Source organism: Sphingobium sp. MP9-4, assembly GCF_005281675.1.
Taxonomy (GTDB): Bacteria; Pseudomonadota; Alphaproteobacteria; order Sphingomonadales; family Sphingomonadaceae; genus Sphingobium; species Sphingobium yanoikuyae.
Map to the genome: position 1 here is coordinate 12802 of NZ_LUFI01000048.1, position 20550 is coordinate 33351.

At 62.6% G+C, this 20550-nt stretch carries 16 protein-coding genes and 1 tRNA gene; 8 read left to right on the top strand and 9 right to left on the bottom strand.

What is annotated here, in order from left to right; translation table 11 throughout:
- Positions 1-5 precede the first annotated feature (5 nt).
- Positions 6-1010 carry a L,D-transpeptidase family protein gene (locus A0U87_RS15740; protein ID WP_072896096.1) on the bottom strand — a complete coding sequence of 335 codons (1005 nt, stop codon included), beginning with the start codon at positions 1008-1010 and terminating at the stop codon, positions 6-8.
- Between the two features lie 145 nt (positions 1011-1155).
- Between A0U87_RS15740 and A0U87_RS15745 the strand changes: the two genes are divergently transcribed.
- From A0U87_RS15745 to A0U87_RS15760, 4 genes are all read left to right on the top strand, one after another.
- Positions 1156-1671, top strand: coding sequence for a DUF882 domain-containing protein (locus A0U87_RS15745; RefSeq protein WP_240700569.1), 516 nt, complete (start codon positions 1156-1158; stop codon positions 1669-1671).
- Positions 1672-2517: 846 nt separating this feature from the next.
- Positions 2518-3276, top strand: a complete 759-nt coding sequence (locus A0U87_RS15750; protein WP_072895615.1) for a hypothetical protein — start codon at positions 2518-2520, stop codon at positions 3274-3276.
- 38 nt (positions 3277-3314) lie between these two features.
- Positions 3315-4703 carry an NAD-dependent succinate-semialdehyde dehydrogenase gene (locus tag A0U87_RS15755; RefSeq protein ID WP_048939656.1) on the top strand — a complete coding sequence of 463 codons (1389 nt, stop codon included), beginning with the start codon at positions 3315-3317 and terminating at the stop codon, positions 4701-4703.
- Entirely contained in the window at positions 4700-6112 is a 1413-nt protein-coding gene (locus A0U87_RS15760; protein WP_048939655.1) for a dihydrolipoyl dehydrogenase, read from the top strand. Before A0U87_RS15755 ends, A0U87_RS15760 begins: the two co-directional genes overlap by 4 nt.
- 203 nt (positions 6113-6315) lie before the next feature.
- Here the strand turns inward: A0U87_RS15760 and A0U87_RS15765 are convergent, their stop codons facing one another.
- From A0U87_RS15765 to A0U87_RS15790, 5 genes are all read right to left on the bottom strand, one after another.
- Entirely contained in the window at positions 6316-6612 is a 297-nt protein-coding gene (locus A0U87_RS15765) for a GNAT family N-acetyltransferase (RefSeq protein ID WP_072895640.1), read from the bottom strand.
- A 597-nt stretch (positions 6613-7209) separates the two neighbouring features.
- The gene (locus tag A0U87_RS15775) at positions 7210-8571 is read right to left on the bottom strand and encodes an integrase arm-type DNA-binding domain-containing protein (RefSeq protein WP_137405681.1); all 1362 of its coding nucleotides are present in this window, start codon (positions 8569-8571) and stop codon (positions 7210-7212) included.
- A gap of 155 nt (positions 8572-8726) precedes the next feature.
- Positions 8727-8802, bottom strand: a tRNA-Ile gene (locus A0U87_RS15780).
- 26 nt (positions 8803-8828) lie between these two features.
- Complete coding sequence (locus A0U87_RS15785) at positions 8829-9869, bottom strand: polysaccharide deacetylase family protein (RefSeq protein ID WP_048938444.1); 1041 nt, start codon at positions 9867-9869, stop codon at positions 8829-8831.
- A 73-nt stretch (positions 9870-9942) separates the two neighbouring features.
- On the bottom strand, positions 9943-11676 hold the full coding sequence (locus A0U87_RS15790; protein WP_137405682.1) for a HAMP domain-containing sensor histidine kinase: 1734 nt from the start codon (positions 11674-11676) through the stop codon (positions 9943-9945).
- Between the two features lie 200 nt (positions 11677-11876).
- On the opposite strand from A0U87_RS15790, the gene A0U87_RS15795 reads away from it, so the two are divergent.
- Positions 11877-12350, top strand: a complete 474-nt coding sequence (locus A0U87_RS15795; protein WP_004207648.1) for an Lrp/AsnC family transcriptional regulator — start codon at positions 11877-11879, stop codon at positions 12348-12350.
- A gap of 94 nt (positions 12351-12444) precedes the next feature.
- On the opposite strand, the gene A0U87_RS15800 is transcribed toward A0U87_RS15795, so the two are convergent.
- Positions 12445-13722: a hypothetical protein gene (locus A0U87_RS15800; protein WP_048938442.1), complete on the bottom strand. Its 1278-nt coding sequence runs from the start codon at positions 13720-13722 to the stop codon at positions 12445-12447.
- Between the two features lie 106 nt (positions 13723-13828).
- The gene (locus A0U87_RS15805) at positions 13829-15100 is read right to left on the bottom strand and encodes a hypothetical protein (protein WP_004207650.1); all 1272 of its coding nucleotides are present in this window, start codon (positions 15098-15100) and stop codon (positions 13829-13831) included.
- A 276-nt stretch (positions 15101-15376) separates the two neighbouring features.
- Between A0U87_RS15805 and gyrA the strand changes: the two genes are divergently transcribed.
- Both gyrA and A0U87_RS15815 read left to right on the top strand, forming a co-directional pair.
- Positions 15377-18112, top strand: coding sequence for a DNA gyrase subunit A (gyrA, locus tag A0U87_RS15810; protein WP_048938441.1), 2736 nt, complete (start codon positions 15377-15379; stop codon positions 18110-18112).
- The gene (locus tag A0U87_RS15815; RefSeq protein WP_010336100.1) at positions 18109-18456 is read left to right on the top strand and encodes a DUF952 domain-containing protein; all 348 of its coding nucleotides are present in this window, start codon (positions 18109-18111) and stop codon (positions 18454-18456) included. Before gyrA ends, A0U87_RS15815 begins: the two co-directional genes overlap by 4 nt.
- Before the next feature lie 43 nt (positions 18457-18499).
- On the opposite strand, the gene A0U87_RS15820 is transcribed toward A0U87_RS15815, so the two are convergent.
- The gene (locus tag A0U87_RS15820; protein ID WP_080993636.1) at positions 18500-19615 is read right to left on the bottom strand and encodes a glycosyltransferase; all 1116 of its coding nucleotides are present in this window, start codon (positions 19613-19615) and stop codon (positions 18500-18502) included.
- Between the two features lie 65 nt (positions 19616-19680).
- Here A0U87_RS15820 and A0U87_RS15825 point away from each other — a divergent pair, with 65 nt between their 5' ends.
- Entirely contained in the window at positions 19681-20532 is an 852-nt protein-coding gene (locus A0U87_RS15825; protein WP_048938451.1) for a lauroyl acyltransferase, read from the top strand.
- Positions 20533-20550 lie beyond the last annotated feature (18 nt).

A 20550-nucleotide genomic window follows, 5' to 3' on the forward strand; every position in this document is an offset into this window, starting at 1 on the left:
GCCGGTCACGCAACAAATTCAGCCGGAGTATCGGCACGCAGCATCTGGGCGAGACGGGCAGCGTCCCAATTGCTCAGGCGAATGCAGCCATGACTTTGCGAACGGCCGATGAGGGTTGGTTCGGGAGTTCCGTGAATGCCGTAATGCGGTTTGTTGAGATCGATCCAAACGACCCCCACAGGGTTATTCGGCCCCTCACTGAGCTGCGCCTTCTGGTCACTACTGTCTGCGTCCCAGAAGAGATCGGGGTTGTAATGATAGGTGGGCATGAAGGCGATGGTCCGGATCATCCATTTCCCCAGCGGCAGCGGATCGTGATCGCTGCCTGTCGTCGCCGGGAACTGAGCAATTAGCCGGTCCTGTGCGTCGTAGACTCTGAGCACGCTCTGCGATTTACTGACGACGATTTTGGCTGCGCGCGGCTGGCTCGCGCTAATATTGAGATCCGCCAGAACATCCCGCCATCTTGCCGGCAGGCCCGGCTCATAGGTTCGATCAGATGGTAGGAGTCCGGGCAACAGCAATTCCATCCCGGCTCTGGGGGCTTTGAGACCCGGATTGAGCCGAATGAGGATGTCGCTGCTTGTATGGAAACGCTCAGAGAGCTTCTCCACCAGGTTGCGATAGCCAAGAAATGGGAGCGTCGCCTGATCGACGATCCTTGAGGGGATGTCTGGCGTAAAAGAGGCCTCGAGTGCTTCCGCTTTCAGGACCATGCGAATGAGCGTTGGCGCCCTCTCTCCCGCCAATGCCTTGCGGCTTGCGGCATCAAGCACGCCGCTTTGCTCCAGCCCGCGCGCTTCCTGAAATCCTTTGAGGGCCATCACGAAAAAGCGGCCTTTTCTTCCATCGATGATGCCCGGCGCAAAGCCCGCTCGATCAAGCTGGACCTGGGCCTGAAAAATGGCCGGATCGATGCCTGCCGGGAAATGGGCTGGAGCGCCCGTTTGGTCTCTGGCAGGCGTGGATGCCTGCGCTGAAGCTGCAAAAATGAGACCAACCGAGGCCAAAATCCGAAATTGCCATGGAACCGATCTTTTCACGTCGCCAGAAACACCTTATATGACAGGGACATAGGCAACGCTTGCGAGCGGCCTTTATCTCCCTGAAACATGTTCGGGACCAACGACATTTATGATATTCGATCGACGGTCGGTGCTGTTCGGCGCCGCAGCCTGCGGTATGGCGCAGCTATTTCCTGAAGCTTCATGGGCATCCATTCCGGAACGACGGCTCGCCTTTCGCAACCTGCATAATTCGGAGCATATCGATGTCTGCTATTTTTCCGGCGGACGCTTCCGCAGGGATGGCATCGCCGAGCTTAATCACTTCATGCGTGACTGGCGGACGGGCGAGACGATCAGGATGGATACGAGCCTCCTCGACACGCTCGTCCACCTCCAGGCAGCGACCGGCGCAGACAAACGCGCCCATTTTACACTGATATCGGGTTACCGTTCGCCAAAGACAAATGGCAGGCTGCACCGCAGCTCGTCCGGCGTCGCATCCAAGAGCCAGCATATGCTTGGCAAAGCCGTCGACATAAGGCTCAAGAATGTGCGCCTCGCCAATCTCCACAAAGCAGCCCTCTCGCTGCGCGCAGGTGTTGTAGGCTATTATCCCGAAAGCAATTTCGTTCATGTCGATACCGGCCGGATCCGTCATTGGTAGAAAGAATCTCCCAACGACAATCCTAACCATTCATCGTCATCTTGAAGCTACTCTCGAAAACAGAGGCTCAAACACCCGTTCGACCATCCCAGCCCCCCCTCCGTGACGCCCGGCGAGTACAGCGGCGTCCGTCATTTGCCGACGCATTTGCCCAGGAGACGCTACGACATTCGCGTACACTCAACGGTAGCCCCATCCCGCTCGGAATATTTTGCGCAACTAATCTGGGACAGGGTTCGTTTCCTCCGCCAACCAACGACTGGAGCCTTGAACGTTGAATCGCCCTGACACCGAGTCACCTACGCGCGCCCAATCTGTCTTCGAGTTTGATGCTGCATTGGCGCTTGGCATTCTTTGCGGTGTTCTGTTTGCGGCGATCGTTGGGTTGATGCGATAAATTCGGACTAAAGGTGCAGCTAGGATTGTTGTGTCATCTCCTCGACATGACGGTGTGACCTACCCAGTCTGATAGGCGGGCAGCTTCTTTTGGCCCCCTTAAGTCTTGTTGGCGAAGCAGTGGGTTGGAGCGCGCGGAGCCGCATGCATGTATGCCCCATCGGCGATAATCACATGTCTATATTCGATTGCCTGCGTCTGCCTCCCTACCTTTAGGATGCATGCGCAGGATGCACGGGCTATCACTTTCCTTTCCCCGGCGCCGTCGACAGGTGAGCTGGGCACTTAACTTTCGAACAACTGGACAAGGTTGCCCGTTAGACGCCTAACCCGTTCTAAAGTCGCTTGGTCTGCTCCAATCGACGTCCACTGGAACCAACATAATTGCCGCGTTTTATGACGGCATTGCGAGACAGACGCTCGCGTTTTCTCCCGTGGATCCCATTATAGATGCAGCAGCTTCACGAGAATTTCTGGAACATCCGTGGCTCTTTCAAGATCGCCAAGATATTCGACATCGGCACGCAAACCTCGCTCGTGCGCAAGCGCGACGGAAGCTTCATTCTGATCGACAGCTACGGCGTTGCAGGATCCGATCGAGAGAAAGTTCTGGGCCTGACCGATAACGGCGCGGCGATTGACACGATCATCAACGTCCACCCATTTCACACGCTTCATTGCGCTGCAGCCCATGATCTCGCGCCGCATGCCCGGCTGTTCGGCACGCGCCGGCATCATGAGAAGGCGCCTGAACTACCTTGGGAACAGGCTGTGATTGAAGATGCTGAAACGCAGGCTCAGTTCAATGATCTCGAATTCTCCATCCCAGCCGGCCTCGATCTGGTGACAAACGACAAACGCGTCCATGCTGCCTCTGTCCTCGTACGACATCGCCAAAGCGGCATCGTTCATGTCGATGACACGCTGATGGTCCTGGCAGCACCGGGTGCGCTCGGCCGCATATTCCCCCAGTCACGGCTGCATTTTCATCCAATGCTGGGAAAGGCATTGCAACACCGCCCTGGCGCTGCCGACGCGTTCATCGCGTGGGCACAAGAGTTGGCAGAGAGGTGGTACGGAGCTCCCTATGTATGCGCTGCCCATTCGGCCGTGCGCCATCTGCCGACCGATGGTTGGCGAACTGAGGTCACTGCAGCTCTCGCAGGCATCTGGTCGACGCTCCAACAACATCGCACGCGCTACGGCTGAACGCCGCACGACCTCACTTCATTGCAAGGACATGCCCCATGAGCGCCAATACCGCCCGTACCATAAATCCACTGACAGAAGAGTTGATCGCCACCTACGACTATATGTCCGATGATGAGATGGCTCGTGCCATCTCCGCTTGTCACAATTCATTCCTTGAATGGCGTTTGCGCAGCCTGGAAGATCGCGCCGCGATTATTGCTGCGATCGGACAGGCCCTGCGCGACGCAAAGGAAGAGTTTTCGGCTCTGATGACGCAGGAAGTGGGTAAGCTGATCGGCGACAGCCGAAGCGAGGTCGATCTGGTCGCAGCCATTTGCGACTATACGGCGGCAAATGGTCCGAACGTTCTGGCCGACGAGGAGCGTTCGGCAGACGGAGCCACTGCCTATGTCACCCATGCGCCGATCGGCGTCGTCTATGGTATTCAGCCTTGGAATTTCCCGGCCTATCAGGCGGTGCGTTACTCGATTGCGAGCCTGATGGCGGGCAATGGCGTGCTCCTCAAACATGCGGAGAGTTGCACCGGCAGCGGATTGTTCCTGCGTGATCTGTATGAGCGCGCTGGGCTTCCCAAAGGCCTTTTTACGGTTCTGATCATTTCCCACGAACAGTCCGACAAGGTGATCGAGAATGATCTGGTTCGCGCCGTCACCCTGACCGGAAGCGATCGCGCCGGCAAGTCAGTTGCAGCCAAAGCTGGCGCGCTCGTCAAAAAGACCGTGCTGGAACTTGGATCCAACGACGCTTACCTTGTTCTCGACGATGCCGACATTGATCTCGCTGTAGAAACCTGCGTGGCGGGCCGCATCTACAATAATGGTCAGACCTGCGTTAACGCCAAGCGGTTCATCGTCACCGAACAAAATCACGATGCTTTTGTCGACGCATATGTCGAGAAGTTCCGAGCCATCCAAATGGGGGATCCCAGGGAAGAGGCGACAAAGCTCGGGCCACTGGTTAGCAAGGCACAGCGCGACAAGCTGCATCAACAGGTGGAAGACAGCGTGGAAAAGGGCGCCCGCCTTCTGGTCGGCGGAGAAGTGCCTGAGCGTACTGGCTGGTTCTATCCTGCTACAGTTCTCGTCGATGTTGCGCCGGGCCAGCCCGCCTATGATGATGAACTATTCGGGCCAGTGGCCTCGATTATCCGCGCCAAGGATGACGAGGATGCGATGCGAATTGCAAATGACAGCCGCTACGGGCTTGGTGGCGGTATCTTCAGCCGCGACGTAGATCGCGCGCGCGAACTGGCCGCAAAACATTTCGATACCGGAATGATATTCATCAACAGTTTCGATGTTGCCTCGCCGGATCTGCCGTTCGGCGGCGTCAAGATGTCGGGCTATGGTCGCGAGCATGGGCCCGAGGGGCTCAAGGAGTTTGTCAACGTCAAGTCGATCAAGATTGCTGGACGCGGCGCATGACGACCACGCTTTGCTGCGACGTGGCAGTGATCGGCGGTGGCACAGCGGGTCTTGCAGCGGAGCGTGCCGCCCGCAAGAATGGAGCCTCGACGGTGCTCATCGACCCTGAATTTGGCGGGACGACCTGCGCACTGGTTGGTTGCATGCCCTCCAAATTGTTGATCGCCGCAAGCCGGGAAGCCGAGCGCATCAGGCGTGCGAAGCTTTTTGGCATTGTGGTAGAAGGCATCAAGATCGATGGGCCTGCTGTACTGCGGCGCGTACGTGCGGAACGAGACAGGTTTGCTCGCCTTACGCGCGAGTCTATCCAGGACCTACCTGAGGGAGTTGCCGTCCGCGCTCGCGCCAGTTTTACTGGAGCTGGCCGCCTCCATCTCGATGACGGACGCGTGGTGGAAGCACGCACCATCGTCATTGCCACAGGCTCTACACCCATATTGCCGAAGCAGTTTTCGGTGTTAGGTGATGCCGCGCTTACGAGCGACACCATATTCGAACTAGATGACCTGCCAAAGCGCCTCGCGGTGATCGGTTCGGGCGCCATCGGGCTTGAGCTGGCTCAGGCATTTGCACAGCTTGGTGTTGAGGTCACGCTGTTCGACAAGGGCGAGCGCATGGCAAAAATACGTTGCGCAAAGGTCCATGCGCGATTGCATGAAATTCTTGACGACAAGATGACGGTGCGCCTTGGCGTCGATGTGACGCCGCACCGGGATGAGGATGGGGCAAAGCTGAGCTGGACTGGCTCGAGTGAGGGTGAGGCCTTCTTCGACAAGGTGCTGGTAGCTGTGGGACGAAAGCCTCAGCTTGATGGCCTCCAACTCGAAAGCGTGCAGCTCGAACTGGATGACAATGGGGTTCCCAGGCATGATCGAGCAACGATGCGCTGCGGGGAAAGCGCAGTTTTCCTTGCAGGCGACGCAGCGGGGGACTTGCCGCTACTTCACGAAGCCTCGCACGACGGCGCCATCGCCGGGCGCAACGCCGCGGCGTTTCCCGCGCCAATCCCGGTAGATCGCAATCCCCCCTTCGCTATCACATTCACCGAGCCGGTGCTTGCGAGGATAGGCAAGGCTGAGGAAGACGGCGCGGTCACGGGAACTGCGGATTTCTCCGACCAGGGGCGTGCCCGCGTTGATGGACAAAATCGTGGCGTTCTTACGCTGTACGCCGCGGCACCAGATGGCAGGCTTATAGGCGCCGACCTTGTCGCGCCGGCAGGAGAGCATCTCGCGCATATGCTGGCCTGGGCTGTTCAGGGTGGCCTCACCGCCACGCAGTTGCTGAACATGCCTTTCTATCATCCTACTGTGGAAGAGGGTTTAAAACAGGCGCTGCGCACAATCTGCGCCGCAACGCCTATAGCTCTTCCGCCCGATCAGGATGCGGGAATGCCGGCAGGAGCCTGACGGCGCAGCAGGAAATCGCCTGCCGCTAGAACAGAGAGACGCAAATCGTCTCGACATTGGTGACCAGTGGCCGTGACCATCGGCGTACCAAGTTTCCTTCAACAGCGCTTTGCAGCGGCATCCCGACCGACTGACGGGCTAGCGCGGGAATCTGGCTCGTGCGAGCCGGTGGCGCGGTTGCGATCGGGCGTGCGTTCGCTCCCTCAGCCCGGGGCGTCAACCGCCAGCAAATCCTGCTCTTCAGGATGACGCTCTAAATAAGCAGCGACGAATGCGCACAAGGGTACGACCTTGAGTCCTTTCGACCGGGCATCCTGCAGAGCACCGCCAATAAGCTTGGAGCCAATACCCTGCCCTTCTAGCGCGGCCGGCACCTGCGTGTGAGTGAATAGCAAAGCCCCATCACGTCGCTTGTAGTCTGCAATCGCGACCTGACTATCGACATTCAATTCATAACGGCTTTCGCCTTCATTATGTTCAACCTTGTCAATTTCGCCCATGAACACGCCCTCTCGCTGAAAAATCGGACCTGCGCGCGGGTCTTGCGCACCGGCCAGCTTATCGAACAGCTGGGGCCTAGCGCGGTTCCCGCACCGTCTCCCAGCCATGCTCTTCGGCTCTTTTGCAGCGCCGCTGTAATTTTTCGGAACGCTGCGAAAATGCGAATGTTGACATGTGCATGGATCGATCTTTGACAGCGTCACTCTTCAAATCCTGCGTGGCCGCAATGGCCATCTTCATCGCTGCAGCGCCATTGACCGCTCATGCCTCCCAGAATGAGCGGATGTCCTTCCGGTGCGATCGTGGCCGCAGCTTCCAGGCTGCACTCGGCAAGGACCATGTGGTGGTTACGATTGGGGCACGCAGGCTCATCCTGCAGTCACAGCCCTCCTCACTGGGTCGGCGTTATGAAGCGCCAGGCTCCGTCCTCATCATCGATGGTGACCTTTCCGCACTCGTCATTGACGACGATCTGGGCTTTCGAAATTGTCGAGTTTCGTCTCCGGCGCTAGGCTAGAGTGTGAAAATTCGGGCGCGATGGCGCAGAGCCAGCAAATCGCGACAAGCCTTCTGTCAAAAGCGTCTGATCAGATCGGTTAACGCCGGAATTGCAACACGTTCGAAGCAGATCGTTCCGGGCCAGCTACGCTGGTGTCGAGCCCGATAATAGCGTTGGGGTGCTGGAGGCCGTCCATGATCAGGTCCGCCCAGCTTTGCAGCATTTCCCGGCGGGGTTTGAAATAGCGGGCCCTATTATACGCCCACTCCGATGCCGATGTGCCTTTGGGGACATGGGCAAGGACAAGATCAATGATCATTCGATCCCCGTCACGCTCCAGTTCTGCGGCTCTCTCGTTCATCACAGTCGAGAATGCAGAACGCCAACCATGCGGGACCATGCGTCCCTTATAAACGCCACCCCATAGTCGCTTATACAGGGTGCTGATCGCAGCATCACTCATCGGCTCCCGCCATGTCCTGCTGCTTGGGAAGAGAAGGGCGAACTGACCGGTTAGCGCACGAATAGCGTGAAGCGTTGCGACTGCCTGCCGGGAGAGCGGGACGTCATGGCCAAAAATCGGATTAGCCTTATCCTCCACAGCCAGTTTCATCCGGGCTGCAGGAATACGCCACAGTGCCGCGGGACAAGGGCGATCCGGGTCGCTCCAGTCGATACCCTCAATCTCTTCCCAACGAGCGGTTCGCAAGACCCCGACTCGAACGGCGCTGAGCGCCAGTAGACGCGACGCAAGCCGGGTCTGCGCGCTGCCGGTAGACAGGTCGACACGCCGCTGGAACTCTATCAGTTGAGGCACTCGCGTAAGGGCCGGCTGCTTTATACCGGGCGGAGAAGGCCGCAGCGCATCGCGGATGATTTCGACGCTCACGACAAGCTCGGTAGAGACGAGACCTTCCGCCCGGGCGCGCTTGAGCACGCCAAGCACATAACCGCGAACGCGCTTGGCGGTTTCAATCGCGCCGCGCTGTTCGATCCGCCTGATGAGGGCAAGCAGCACAAGCTCACTGCTCAACTGGCTGACCGGCAAATGTCCAAAAACAGGAAAAATGTCCTTCTCGAGCCTCGACCGGACCCTGAAGGCATTGGCCGCCGACCATAGGGGCCGCTTGTCATCGAGCCATTCCTCCGTCTTAGCCTGAAATGTGGCATCGGCAGCAGCAAGCGCCATCAGCCGGCGGCGCTCAAGTTCGACTGCCGGATCCAGACCATCACGTAGCATCGCACGCGCCTGCGATTGTCGGTCACGCGCCTCGGCGAGGCCGACTTCGGGAAACAGGCCGAAGGTGAGCAGCTTTTCCTTTTCACCGAATCGGTATTTGAATCGCCAGGATTTCGCACCAGCCTTCGTAACGTAAAGGAATAGGCCCTTTTCATCGGCTAGCTTGTAGTTTTTCCCGGTCGCGGCCGCATTGCGGGCCATGGCAAAAGTCAGAGTCATCGATACCCCCAAATGTGGTTTCGATACCCCCACCGATACCCCCAGATTCGCGAGATGCCCTGAAACGTCTTGCTACATTCTGGATGAAGATCGGATCGTAAACCTTTGATTAAAGGAGATTTACGATATCATATGATCATCATGAAATCGAGAGTTGGTGGGCCCGGCAGGACTCGAACCCGCAACCTAGCCGTTATGAGCGGCCAGCTCTAACCATTGAGCTACAGGCCCCACCTTGAACGCGGCGATAAGGAGCATCAGGCGGCTTGGCAAGCCTTCCCGCGCGCCGGAATGGCATCCAGTAACTGACCCAGGCTGACCGCCGCCACGCCGCGCCGCGCCAGATGGCTCAGCACCCTATCCCACCAGCCGTAAAAGGCGGTGCGATCGGACTCGTCACGGACATAGGGCGTGTGGCCCGGCTCCAGTGTGGGCGAATGGAAACTGAAATTGAGAACGCGCACGCCTTCCTCGATCAGCGCATCGATCGCCGCAGTCGCTTCGGCTGCGGTGATGCCTTCAGGCGTCAGCGGCACGCGCGAGAGCATCCGCGCCCGCGCCAGCGCACCGGCCAGCGGCCCCATCGCCTGGGTCGCGCGATAAAGCCCCTCGCCGCCGCCCCGCAACAGGCCGGTGATCGCGGTCGATAGCGGCAATTCGACCAGGCTGCGGGTCGGCCCCGCCCAATAGGGATTTTGCGGCAGGCCATGGAAATCGGGGCCATGCTGATGGCTGTAATCGAACCGACTGCGCACCGATGTATCGAGGCGAAAGCCTGCCGCCTCCAGCAGCCGCGCACTGTTGGGGCCGACGCCATAGCGCCCCGCCCGATAGGCGATCGGCCGCTGACCGAAGCGATCCTCGATCCGCCGGCACAGCGCCTCCAGCTTGGCTGCCTCCACCGCCTCGGGCAGCGAACCGACATAGGAATTGGCGGCATTCACATCCTCCACATGGGGCGGATTGACCCAGGGGTGGAGATGCGCGCCGACATCGGCCTCGCCCGCTGCCACCCACGCCCCCATCATTCCGGCGGCCGCATCGCTGTCCACCACCGGATAGTCGGTCACATAGACGGGCTTGACCCCGGCCGCCGCAAAATAGGCCTGACCGCGCGCCATGCCGGCCAGCGCCGTCACGCCATGGCCTTCCCGGCGGAAGGGGGCGTTCCAGTCGAATTCCTCCTCGGTATCGACGAACAGCATGAAACGAGTGCCGAACGCGGCCGGAAGCGCAATCATATCCTCGGGCAGCGGCGCCCGAAGCAGATTGCCGTCATGATGATGAGCTGATTGCATCGCCCTTCCCTATCCCGCAATGGTTGCGATAGGGTTTCGTTCCGGTCAAGCCCGCGCCCGACCAGCCCGAAAATCAGCCATTGCCAACGACATCCTCTTCCATCCCGTCGACCGGGATGCGCAGCAGGAAACGGTCCGGGCCGACATCCAGACTGCCGCCGCAGCCGGCCGCCAGGCTGCGGATCAGACGCAGCGAGAAGCCCAGCCCCAGCAACGGTCCGTCGGCCCAGTCGCCCTCCGGCGTATAGCCCGGATCGAGCAGATGCGCCTCGTCCATGCCGCTCAGCGTCGACGGGCGATCGATCGCCAGCACCACCTTGCCCGACGCGCCATCGGGCTGGAACCAGCAGGCCCCGGTCACCGCCTCGCCCTCGGGCGCGACCGAAATCAGCGTGCGCAGCAGATGCTGCACCATGCGCTCGCCCTGCACCGGATCGATGATGATCTGTGGCAGATCCTGCGACACGACGATGTCGATAGGCGTCACCGCCCGACCATCCTGATCGCGGAAACGGGCAGCGACCTGCATCACCAGCAATGCCGGATCGATCGTCTGCGGCGCACCGATGCCATCGCCCCGCGACACCTTCGCCGCCAGATCCAGATCGTCGAACGCCGCCAGCAGATGGCGCGCATCGACCGCGATATTGCCGGCCATCTCGCGATATTCGACGCCGGCCGGGCCGAACAATTCCTGTTCGATAATCTCGGCAAAGCCCAGGATCGCGTTCAGCGGCGTGCGCAGTTCATGCACCAGCTGGCGCAGCGAATCCGCCGACAGGCCGGCAATCGTCACCGGTCCCGACGGCGTCGTCGCCACTTCGTGCAAATAGGGGCGCCGTGCCTGGCCGCGATAGCCCTGGAACCGACCGGACCGCGGATCGAAGAAGGGGGTTGCCGACAGGCGCCATTCGCCTGCCATCATCCCGCCGATGATGGTGAAACGGCCATTCTGGAAACCGCTGCGACGCTGGAACGCGCCGGCGACATGGCCATCGGGACCGCTCGCCCCTTCCAGCGCGATTTCGCCGAGCGACAGGCCGACCAGCGCGGCACGCGGCCCCTGGTCCACCCAGACCAGCACGCCGGTCGAATCCGTCTCGAACGCAAAGAAATGCGGCTGTTCGGCGCGCAGCGCGGGCTGCGTCACCGGCGCGACGATGATGTCCTGCGGCGGCGCCTCTTCGGGCGGACGCCGGGTGCTGGTGAAGCGCGCAATGCGGTCGACCAGGTTGCGGATCTGGTCGGGGCCGGGTTCGGCCACCGGCTGCGGCGCAACTTCCGGCTCGACGACGGGCTCAGGCGCGAGCGCCATGTCCGCGGTCAGCAGCATGTCGGTCTCACGGACGCTCGTGCCGCTGGTCAGCACCAGGTCGGTCGGGCCAAACGCTTCGAGCCCCTGCCGCGTTTCGGGGCCGATGTCGCGACGGCCGCGCAGCACACCGCGCGCCGTGGGGCTGAGGTGCGGCAGCAGTGCAGCCCACAGCGGATCGGACAGGCGTGCGCGTGCCATCGCCGCGCCGGCGATCGCCGGACGGTCACCGGCAAAGAAGCGGATCAGGCTGGCCGAACGCAGCCGGCCGCCCAGTTCTACGACGGTCGCGATTCGCTGCATTTCAGACAGTTGCGGCCGCAACTGGGCCAATCGACCGAGCAGAGCCTCGCGATCGGGTGCGTCCATGGGGGGGCGATCATAACGATCATGCTGCGCCAGCAGGTCGACACATTGCCGCCACAGCGTCACCGCGCCCACGCCGCTGCGATCGTCGGCAGCCAGCACGGTTTGCATGATGTCGTTGAAGCGCAACCAAAGTCCCCATATTCAAGCGGTAACAGGCGGCATGCCCGCATCGCTGTTCGTTACATCCTAACCGATAAGCAGTCCTTACCCAAAGCGAAAGCGTGTTTTCGACGCACAATATGAGCGTCGCATAGTGGGACAATTGCATTGCGCTGAAATATTATTATGATGCGCCCGCAGTAACAGGTAAGGAAATAATCAATCTGATGGCGGGGCCCAATATCGATGACATCGACCTGCAGATCCTGGGCGAATTGCAGGATAATGGCAGGATGACCAATGTGGATCTGGCGCGGAAGGTCGGGCTGACGGCCCCGCCGTGCCTGCGCCGCGTCCGCGCGCTGGAGGAAGCCGGCGCCATCACAGCCTATCATGCCGTGGTCGATCCGGCGATGCTCGGCTACACCATCACCGTGTTCGCGATGGTCAGCCTCAAGAGCCAGGCCGAGGCCGATCTGAAGGCATTCCAGGACCATGTCGATGCCCTGCCCGAAGTGCGCGAATGCCATATGCTGAACGGCGAGATCGACTTCATCCTGAAGGTGGTCGCGCGCGACCTGCAGAGTTTCCAGCAATTCCTGACGTCGAAGCTGACGCCGGCGCCCAATGTGGTGAGCGTCAAGACGTCGCTGACGATCCGTACGTCGAAGAATTTGCCCGGCGTCCCGCTGCCGGTCTGATCCGGTCAGCCCGCGACAGCCGGCACGCAGACGCAACGAAAAAGGGCCGGCCCCACGGGGGACCGGCCCTTTTTCCTGTCACGTCACGCTGCGATCAGCTGGCCGTCTGGGCCGCACCCTGCTGCGCCGACTTGCGATTCTGCAGATCGACCCAGACCGACCAGAAGCCGGCGACATTGCTCCAGTTGCCGCTGGTCACCTGGGCCAGCGCGGTCTTGCCACCGGCCAGATCGCCCGAACGGGCCAGCGCGATGCCCAGGCGCGCATTGGCATGGCCCTGATCGACCCCGCCCTTGCTCAACGCCAGCCGATACTGCTCCACCGCCTGCGGATATTGACCAAGCGAGAAATAGCCGTCGGCCGCATTCAGCGCCGCCTTGCCATCGCTTGCCGCCGCAGCCTTCTTCGCCAGCGCGGGCATGGCGGCGATATCCTTGGTCGCCTTGGGCGTCACCGCCTTCAGCAGCTGCGCCGTGGTCGCCTGGCTGGTCGTCAGCTTGCCGGCCGAACGGCCCGCCTCGATGATCGCCTTGGCTTCGGCAAAATTGCCGGTCTTCTCGGCCAGCTGGGCATAGGTCTGGTAATCGCGCTCGCTAGCCATGGCGCCATTGGCGGCCTGCAGGCGATAGAGGTCCAGCTGGACCTGCGGGTCGCTTTCCTGGCCGGCCAGATAGTTGGTCAGCGCCGAACGCCATTCGGGGGTCGACGGATAGACTTCCAGCCGCTCGCGATAGAGGCTGCTCACCTCATCCCAGTCATTGGCCTGATAGGCCATGGAGATGGCGCGGTCATACCAGGCGGCCGGAATCGGCTGACCCGATGCCTTCTGCTGCGCCAGCGCCTCCTGCACATAGGCGCGGGCTTCCTTGGACTTGTTCTTGCGCATCGCGATATCGGCGCGCAGCATGGTGGCGTCGATGCCCGAATAGCCCAGCGTCTTGGCATAATCGAGCTGCGCCACCGCATCGGTATAGTTCGCGACCATGTAGGACAGATAGCCGGCGATGAAGCGCAGGCGCGGCGCGTCCGCCTTCGGCACCGAACTGGTCTTGAACATGTCGGTCAGCGCGATCCGCTGGGCCTGGATGTCCCGGCGCAGCACCGCCACCTCGAAGCGCAGGCCGGCCGCGGCATAGGCTTCCATGTCGGTGGTCGGATTGAGCGCGGCGATGCGCAGATTGGCGGTCGACGCGTCACGCGCCTTGATCGCGGTTTCGGCGGCCTGCACATCGGCGCGGAAGGCGTCGGACATCTCGATCGGCGGACCTGCCACCACGATCTTCTTCTTGGCCGCAGCCGGCGTCGCCAGCATGGCGCCGGCCAGCACGACCGGCAGTCCGATAGTCAGAAAAACAGGATTCCGCTTGGCCATGAAAGGCCTCCCCCACTGCAATATCCCGGCCCCCGGCCGGTCATTCAAAAAAATATAGGCGCACAGACCGCCGAACCAGCGACGATCTGCGCGCCTTATACTAGATTCAGGCCTTGGTGCCCAGATAGGTCAGCCACAGATCGGCGATCTGCTTGCGCGCACCGCCCTGGACTGCCTCGAACGCCGACTTGGCGCCGGCATTGTCGCCACCCATGGTCTTGGCAATGCCCAGGCGGGTGTTGATCTCGTCGGCGTCGACGCCACCCTTCTGCTTGGCCAGTTCGAACATCGCCGCCGCCTTGGCATAGTCGCCATAGCCCAGATAGGCGTCGCCGGTCGCAGCCGCGACCTTGCCGTTGGCAGCCTTGCCGGCATCCGCTTCGGCGGCACCCAGCGACGACTTGTCGCCCGGAATGCGACCCACGGCGGCCTGATAGATGTCGCCCGCCTGGCTGGCGTTCAGCACGCCCTTGGCGCGGCCGGCGTCGATCGTCGACTTGACCTCGCCATAAATGCCCGTCTTCGACGCCATTTCGGCCAGTTCGGTGAAGTCGGCAGCGACCACCAGACCCTTGGCCGCCGACATCAGGCGCAGCACGTCCAGATTTTCGCGGTTGGTGATGTTCGGGTTCGCCTGCTGGAACAGGCGGATCAGCGTGCGCAGATTTTCACCGCTCGGATTGGCGGCATAGGCCCACTTGGCCCAATCGGTGACTTCCGGCAGGCGCGCGGCAGCCGCACGGCTGACGCCGATCTGATACCATTGTGCCGGCACGGGCTGGCCCGACGCCTTGGTCGCGTCCGCCGCCGCCTTCAGCGCAGCGAGGCCCTGCTGGTTGAAGCCACGCGCCGGCTCGGCCGAGGCATTGCCGGTGCCGGCCTTGCCGAAATAGGCCTGGGCGATGGTCGGGTTGACCTGCTCGGCCTTGTAGCCAGCAGCCAGCGCCGCCTGGCCACGCGAAATCGCGACGTCGTAATTCTTCTGGGCGAGAGCCGCATCGGCCGCCACCATGTTGAACTGGCCGGTCTGCTCGGGCGGCGTCAGGCCGCTGTCGAGCATCTGGTTGAGGCCTTCCATCTTCAGCGCGTCATCCTTGCTCTGGATGCCGGTGTTCAGCTTGATCGCGCCGATCTGGTACTTGTCGTCGTTCGACGCCGCCTTGCCGTCAGCCTCGGTCAGCGCCGTCTTGGCACCGGCGAAATCCTGGGCATCGGACGCCTTCTGGGCCGCCTGGAGCGACTTGAGCACTTCGGGCGACACGTTCAGCTTGCGGCCGGCCGGCTTTTCTTCCTTCTTCGCGGCGGAGGCGGGAGCCGAAACGGCGCCGCCGGTCAGCGCCAGAGCCAGCGCGAGCGACAGCGGGGTAACAAAACGCATGATCCTCATCTCCTTTTCGCGCCTGACAGGGGGACCACAGGCGACATCCGGGTTGAACGCCGATTAGGGGTCGGCGCGTGAACGGGCTTTGAACAAGCCTATATCCGCGCATTTTGCAACTGTCATGCTGCCGCTTCGTTCCGCTTTTCTTCGCGCCCGCCAATCACCGCCTTGGCTGCACATGCGGGCGCGCGGGCGCGCGCGAGGGGTGACAGATTTGTTTCGCTCGGCTAGTGCAGTGGGAACGCATCACACCCATCCAAAAAGAGAATCGCCTTGACCGACGAGACCGTCCTCGCCGACCCTTCGGACATCAGCCCCATCAGCATCGTTGATGAGATGAAGTCGAGCTATCTCGACTATGCCATGTCCGTGATCGTCTCCCGCGCCCTGCCGGACGTGCGCGACGGCCTGAAGCCGGTGCATCGCCGCATTCTCTTCTCGGCCCAGGAATCGGGCTTCGTCTACAACCGCCCCTATCGCAAGTCGGCCCGTCTGGTCGGTGAAGTCATGGGTAAATATCACCCCCATGGCGACAGCTCGATCTACGACGCATTGGCCCGCATGACCCAGGACTGGTCAATGCGCGTGCCGCTGATCGATGGTCAGGGAAACTTCGGTTCGATGGATCCCGATCCGCCAGCTGCCATGCGTTACACCGAAGCGCGCCTAGCCAAGGTCGCGACCGCGCTGCTGGAAGATCTCGACAAGGACACCGTCGACTTCACCCCCAATTATGACGCGTCGGAAAGCGAGCCGCAGGTATTGCCCGCCCGCTTCCCCAACCTGCTGGTCAACGGCGCGGGCGGCATCGCCGTCGGCATGGCGACCAACATCCCCCCGCATAATCTGGGCGAAGTGCTGCGCGCCTGCCTTGCCTATATCGAAAACCCGGCAATCTCGACCGACGAGTTGATCCAGATCGTCCCCGGTCCCGATTTCCCGACCGCGCCGCTGATCCTGGGCCAGTCGGGCGCCCGCAACGCCTATCATACCGGTCGCGGCTCGATCCTGATGCGCGCCCGGCACGAGGTGGAGGAAGGCCGCGGCGACCGTCGCTCGATCGTCCTTACCTCCATCCCCTATCAGGTCGGCAAGAGCGGCCTGGTCGAAAAGATCGCCGAAGCCGCCAAGGACAAGCGGATCGAGGGCATCAGCGACATTCGCGACGAATCGAGCCGCGAAGGCGTGCGCATCGTCATGGACCTGAAGCGCGACGCCACCCCGGACGTCGTCCTCAACCAGCTGTGGCGCAACACCCCCGCCCAGTCGAGCTTCCCCGCCAACATGCTGGCGATCCGTGGCGGCCGCCCGGAACTGCTGGGCCTGCGCGAGATCATCGAAGCCTTCGTCAAGTTCCGCGAAGAGGTCATCACCCGCCGCACCAAGTTCGAGCTGAACAAGGCGCGCGACCGCGCCCATATCTTGCTCGGCCTGGTCGTCGCGGTCACCAACCTCGACGAGGTGGTGAAGATCATCCGCGGTTCGGCCAGCCCGGCCGCCGCCCGCGAATCGCTGCTGGCGCGCGAATGGCCGATCGGCGAGATCGCGCCCTATCTCGCCCTGGTCGAGGCCATCGAAACCGAAGTCAGCGGCGAGAGCTACAAGCTCAGCGACGTGCAGGTCCGCGCCATCCTCGACCTGCGCCTCCATCGCCTGACCGCGCTCGGCCGCGACGAAATCGGCAAGGAACTGGCCGAACTGGCCGAAGCGATCGCCGAATATCTCGCCATCCTGGGTGACCGGGTGAAGCTCTACGCCGTGATGCGCGAAGAGTTCGAGGCGATCGAGAGCGAATTCGCCACGCCGCGCGTGTCGGTCATCGCCCCTGCCGCCGACGGCATCGATGACGAGGATCTGATCGAGCGCGAGGAGATGGTCGTCACCGTCACCGTGCAGGGCTATATCAAGCGCACCCCGCTGGAGAGCTTCCGGGCCCAGGGCCGTGGCGGCAAGGGCCGTTCGGGCATGGCGACCAAGGATGAGGACGCCGTCACCGAATTGTTCGTCACCTCGACGCACACGCCGGTGCTGTTCTTCTCGACCGCCGGCAAGGTCTATCGCCTCAAGGTCTGGCGCCTGCCCGAGGGCGGCCCCGCCACCCGTGGCCGGCCGATGATCAACCTGCTGCCGCTGGCACCGGGCGAAACCATCCAGACCGTGCTGCCGCTCCCAGAGGACGAGGAAAGCTGGAAGGAACTGCACGTCATGTTCGCCACCGCGAACGGCACCGTGCGCCGCAACAGCATGGACGCCTTCGCCAATGTTCCCAGCAACGGCAAGCTCGCGATGCGCTTTGACGAAGGCAGCGACGATCGCCTGATCGGCGTCGCCCTCCTGACCGAAGAGGATGACGTGCTGCTCGCCACCCGCCAGGGCCGCGCGATCCGCTTCGCCGCCACCGACGTGCGCGAATTCCAGAGCCGCACCTCGACCGGCGTGCGCGGCATGACGCTCAAGGACGGCGACGAAGTCATCTCGCTCTCGATCCTCAAGGGCTTCGACGCGACCACGGAGGAACGCGACGACTATCTGCGCGCCGCCCCGTGGAAGGAGAATGAGGCGACCCCGGCAATCAACAGCGCCGAACGCATGGCCGCTTTTGCCGAAGCGGAACAGTTCATCCTGACTGTCTGTGCCAATGGCTATGGCAAGATCAGCTCGGCCTATGATTATCGCCGCACCGGTCGCGGCGGCCAGGGCATCACCAATATCGACAATATCGCCCGCAACGGCCTGGTCGTCGGCAGCTTCCCGGTCGCGCATGAGGATCATCTGATGCTCGTGACCGATCAGGCCAAGCTGATCCGCATGGGCCTGTCGTCGATGCGCGTGATCGGCCGCAACTCGGCCGGCGTGCGCCTGTTCAACGTCGCCAAGGACGAGCATGTCGTTTCCACCGCCCGGATCGAGGACGGCGAAGATGACAATGCCGAGGCAGCGGTAGAAGGCTCCGTCGAGGGCGCACCTGAAGCCGCCCCGGAAACCGGCAGCGAGGGCGGCGAAGCGTGAGCGAGCTCTTCGCCTACAAGATCCTGACCGCCGAGCAATATGACCAGTTCAAGGCCGACGGCGTGTTCAAGGGCGCGCCGATCGACCTGCAGGACGGCTATATCCACATGTCCACGCGCGATCAGGCGGCCGAAACGGCGGCCAAGCATTTCGCGGGACAGGATCGGCTGGTCATGCTGATGATCGACCTCGCCCCCTTTGGCGAGGCGATCAAATGGGAAGTGTCGCGCGGCGGCGCGCTCTTCCCCCATCTCTATGGCGACCTGCCGATCAGCGCGGTCGCCGGCAAGGTGATCCTGCGCCTCGACGACGCCGGCAATCATTTGTTCCCGGCTGGGTTCTGATCCATTCCCCTTCTTCCCGAGCCAGCCTCGGGGAGGAAGGGAACTACCCCCGCCCCATCTCCACCACCCGGCCACGCACGACGCGATAGGTCCAGCCGCCCCAACTGATGCGATTGGATGTGGCAGCCTGTAGCTGCACCGCCAGATGCGCCCAGCAGACGGCAAAGGGCGTCACCATGTCCCACCAGAGCGATCGGCGCGCCCGCGCCGCCTGCTCTGGCTCCAGCACGGCCGCCAATATCCGCCGCCGCGCCGCCGCCCGCCCCCAGGCCGCGCCATAGCCGATCGCGATCGCCGGCCAGCCGCCCCAGCCCAGCGCCCACAGCCAGAAACCCGATTGCAGCGCGACCGCGCCGGTCGCCACCGCCCACATGCGCGGGCTGTTGGTGAGGATATGGCGATATTGACGCACCCCAAAACTCCAGAGCGCACCAAGGCCCCCGTCCAGCGGGCTCGCCACCAGCAGGTCGCGCACCGGCCGCATCCGCAGCTTCGCGCGCCATCCAGCCAGGCCGATCGCCATGTCGTCGGACAGGCGCCCGGCCAGCGCCCCGTCGATATCGATCCGCTCGGCCGCTGCCCGCGTCATCGCCATCGCGCCGCCCCAGGGCATGGTGGAACTGGCCGCGCGCGGCAGCGTCGCCAGTTGCAGTTCGACCGCGCCGACCAGCGCCGGCATGCCCTGCCCGGCCGGCAGCAGCAGCCGATAGCCTGTCACGATATCCGCCTTGCCCCGCACCAGCGGAAAGAGCAGCCGCCCGACCAGCCGCGCTGGCGGTTCGATGTCCGCGTCGATGAAAATCAGGTAACGATCCGCGTCGCGCAGGGCCTTGAGAGCCGCCCGCAGCTTGTGGACCTTCTGCCCCTCGTCGCGCGCCACGCCGGCGCGCACGATCTGCACCCAATCCGGCTCGGCCGCAGCCAGCGTCTCCGCCGCTGCACAGGCGCCGGAGGTCGCGAGCAGCAACCGGAACGGCGCACTCTGCGCCTTCAGCCGGGTGACAAGTTCGCTGTCACCTTCCCAGTCATCACGCACCGACAGGATCATGACCGCGCCGCCGGGCGCCTCCTCCTGCCGGTGCGTCGGCAGATGGCGCCAATAATTGACCACGCCCAGCAGGCTCAGCGCCTGGAGCAGCAGCCACAGCGCCAGCATCATCGTCACCACCAGCCCCCTTCGCGGCTCTTTACCGCCTCAACGGCTCCTGTATGACGGGCAGGACCATGCTCTCCAACCCCTTTCTCTTCACCCTGCTCCGTCTGCTTCCGGCCAGCCTCGCCTCCTGGCTGGGCGGCTGGCTGTCGGCGCACGTCGCCCGTCCCCGGATGAAGCTGCGCGACGCCCGCGCCCGCGCCAATCTGGCACGGCTGCGGCCCGACCTGCCGCAGGCGGAACGCGAAGCAATCCTGACCCGGCGCTGGGTGAATGTCGGCCGCACGCTGGCGGAACTCGCCAATATCGACCGACTGGTGAATGCCGACCATGTGACCGTCATCGACCAGCCAGCCTATCAGGCGGTGCTGGACGGTCCCGGCCCGATGATCGCCTTCACCTGCCATATCGGCAATTGGGATCTGCTCGCCGCCCATATCAAATGGTCGACCGACCGACCGGGCCTTGGCGTCTATGAAGATCCCGAAGACCCCCGGATCGCCGCCCAGCTCAAGAAGGCGCGATCCAGCTATATGGGCGAGGCGATCGGCGGCGATGGCGCGGCACGCGGCGTGCTCAAGCATCTGACCCAGAAGGATCGGGCCACCCTCTATATCCTGGCTGACGAACGACGCGACCGGCAGGTCTGGTTCCCGACCTTCGGCCGCGCGCTCGAACCGTCGGGCAATCTCTCGATCGCCCTGCGCCTCGCGCGCAAGGTCGGGGCGCAATTCCTGCCCTTCTATCTGGTCCGCACCAGCGGCCCGCATTTCGCGCTGCACTGGCATCCGCCGCTCGATCCCCGGACGATGAGCGATGCGGAGATCGTCGCTGTCCTCGATCGCTTCCTGGGCCAGGCCTGCATCGACCATGCCGATCAGTGGCTGGCGCTGCACGACATGGACCTGACCCAGCCTGTCTGAATGTGACTTCCCTTCCCT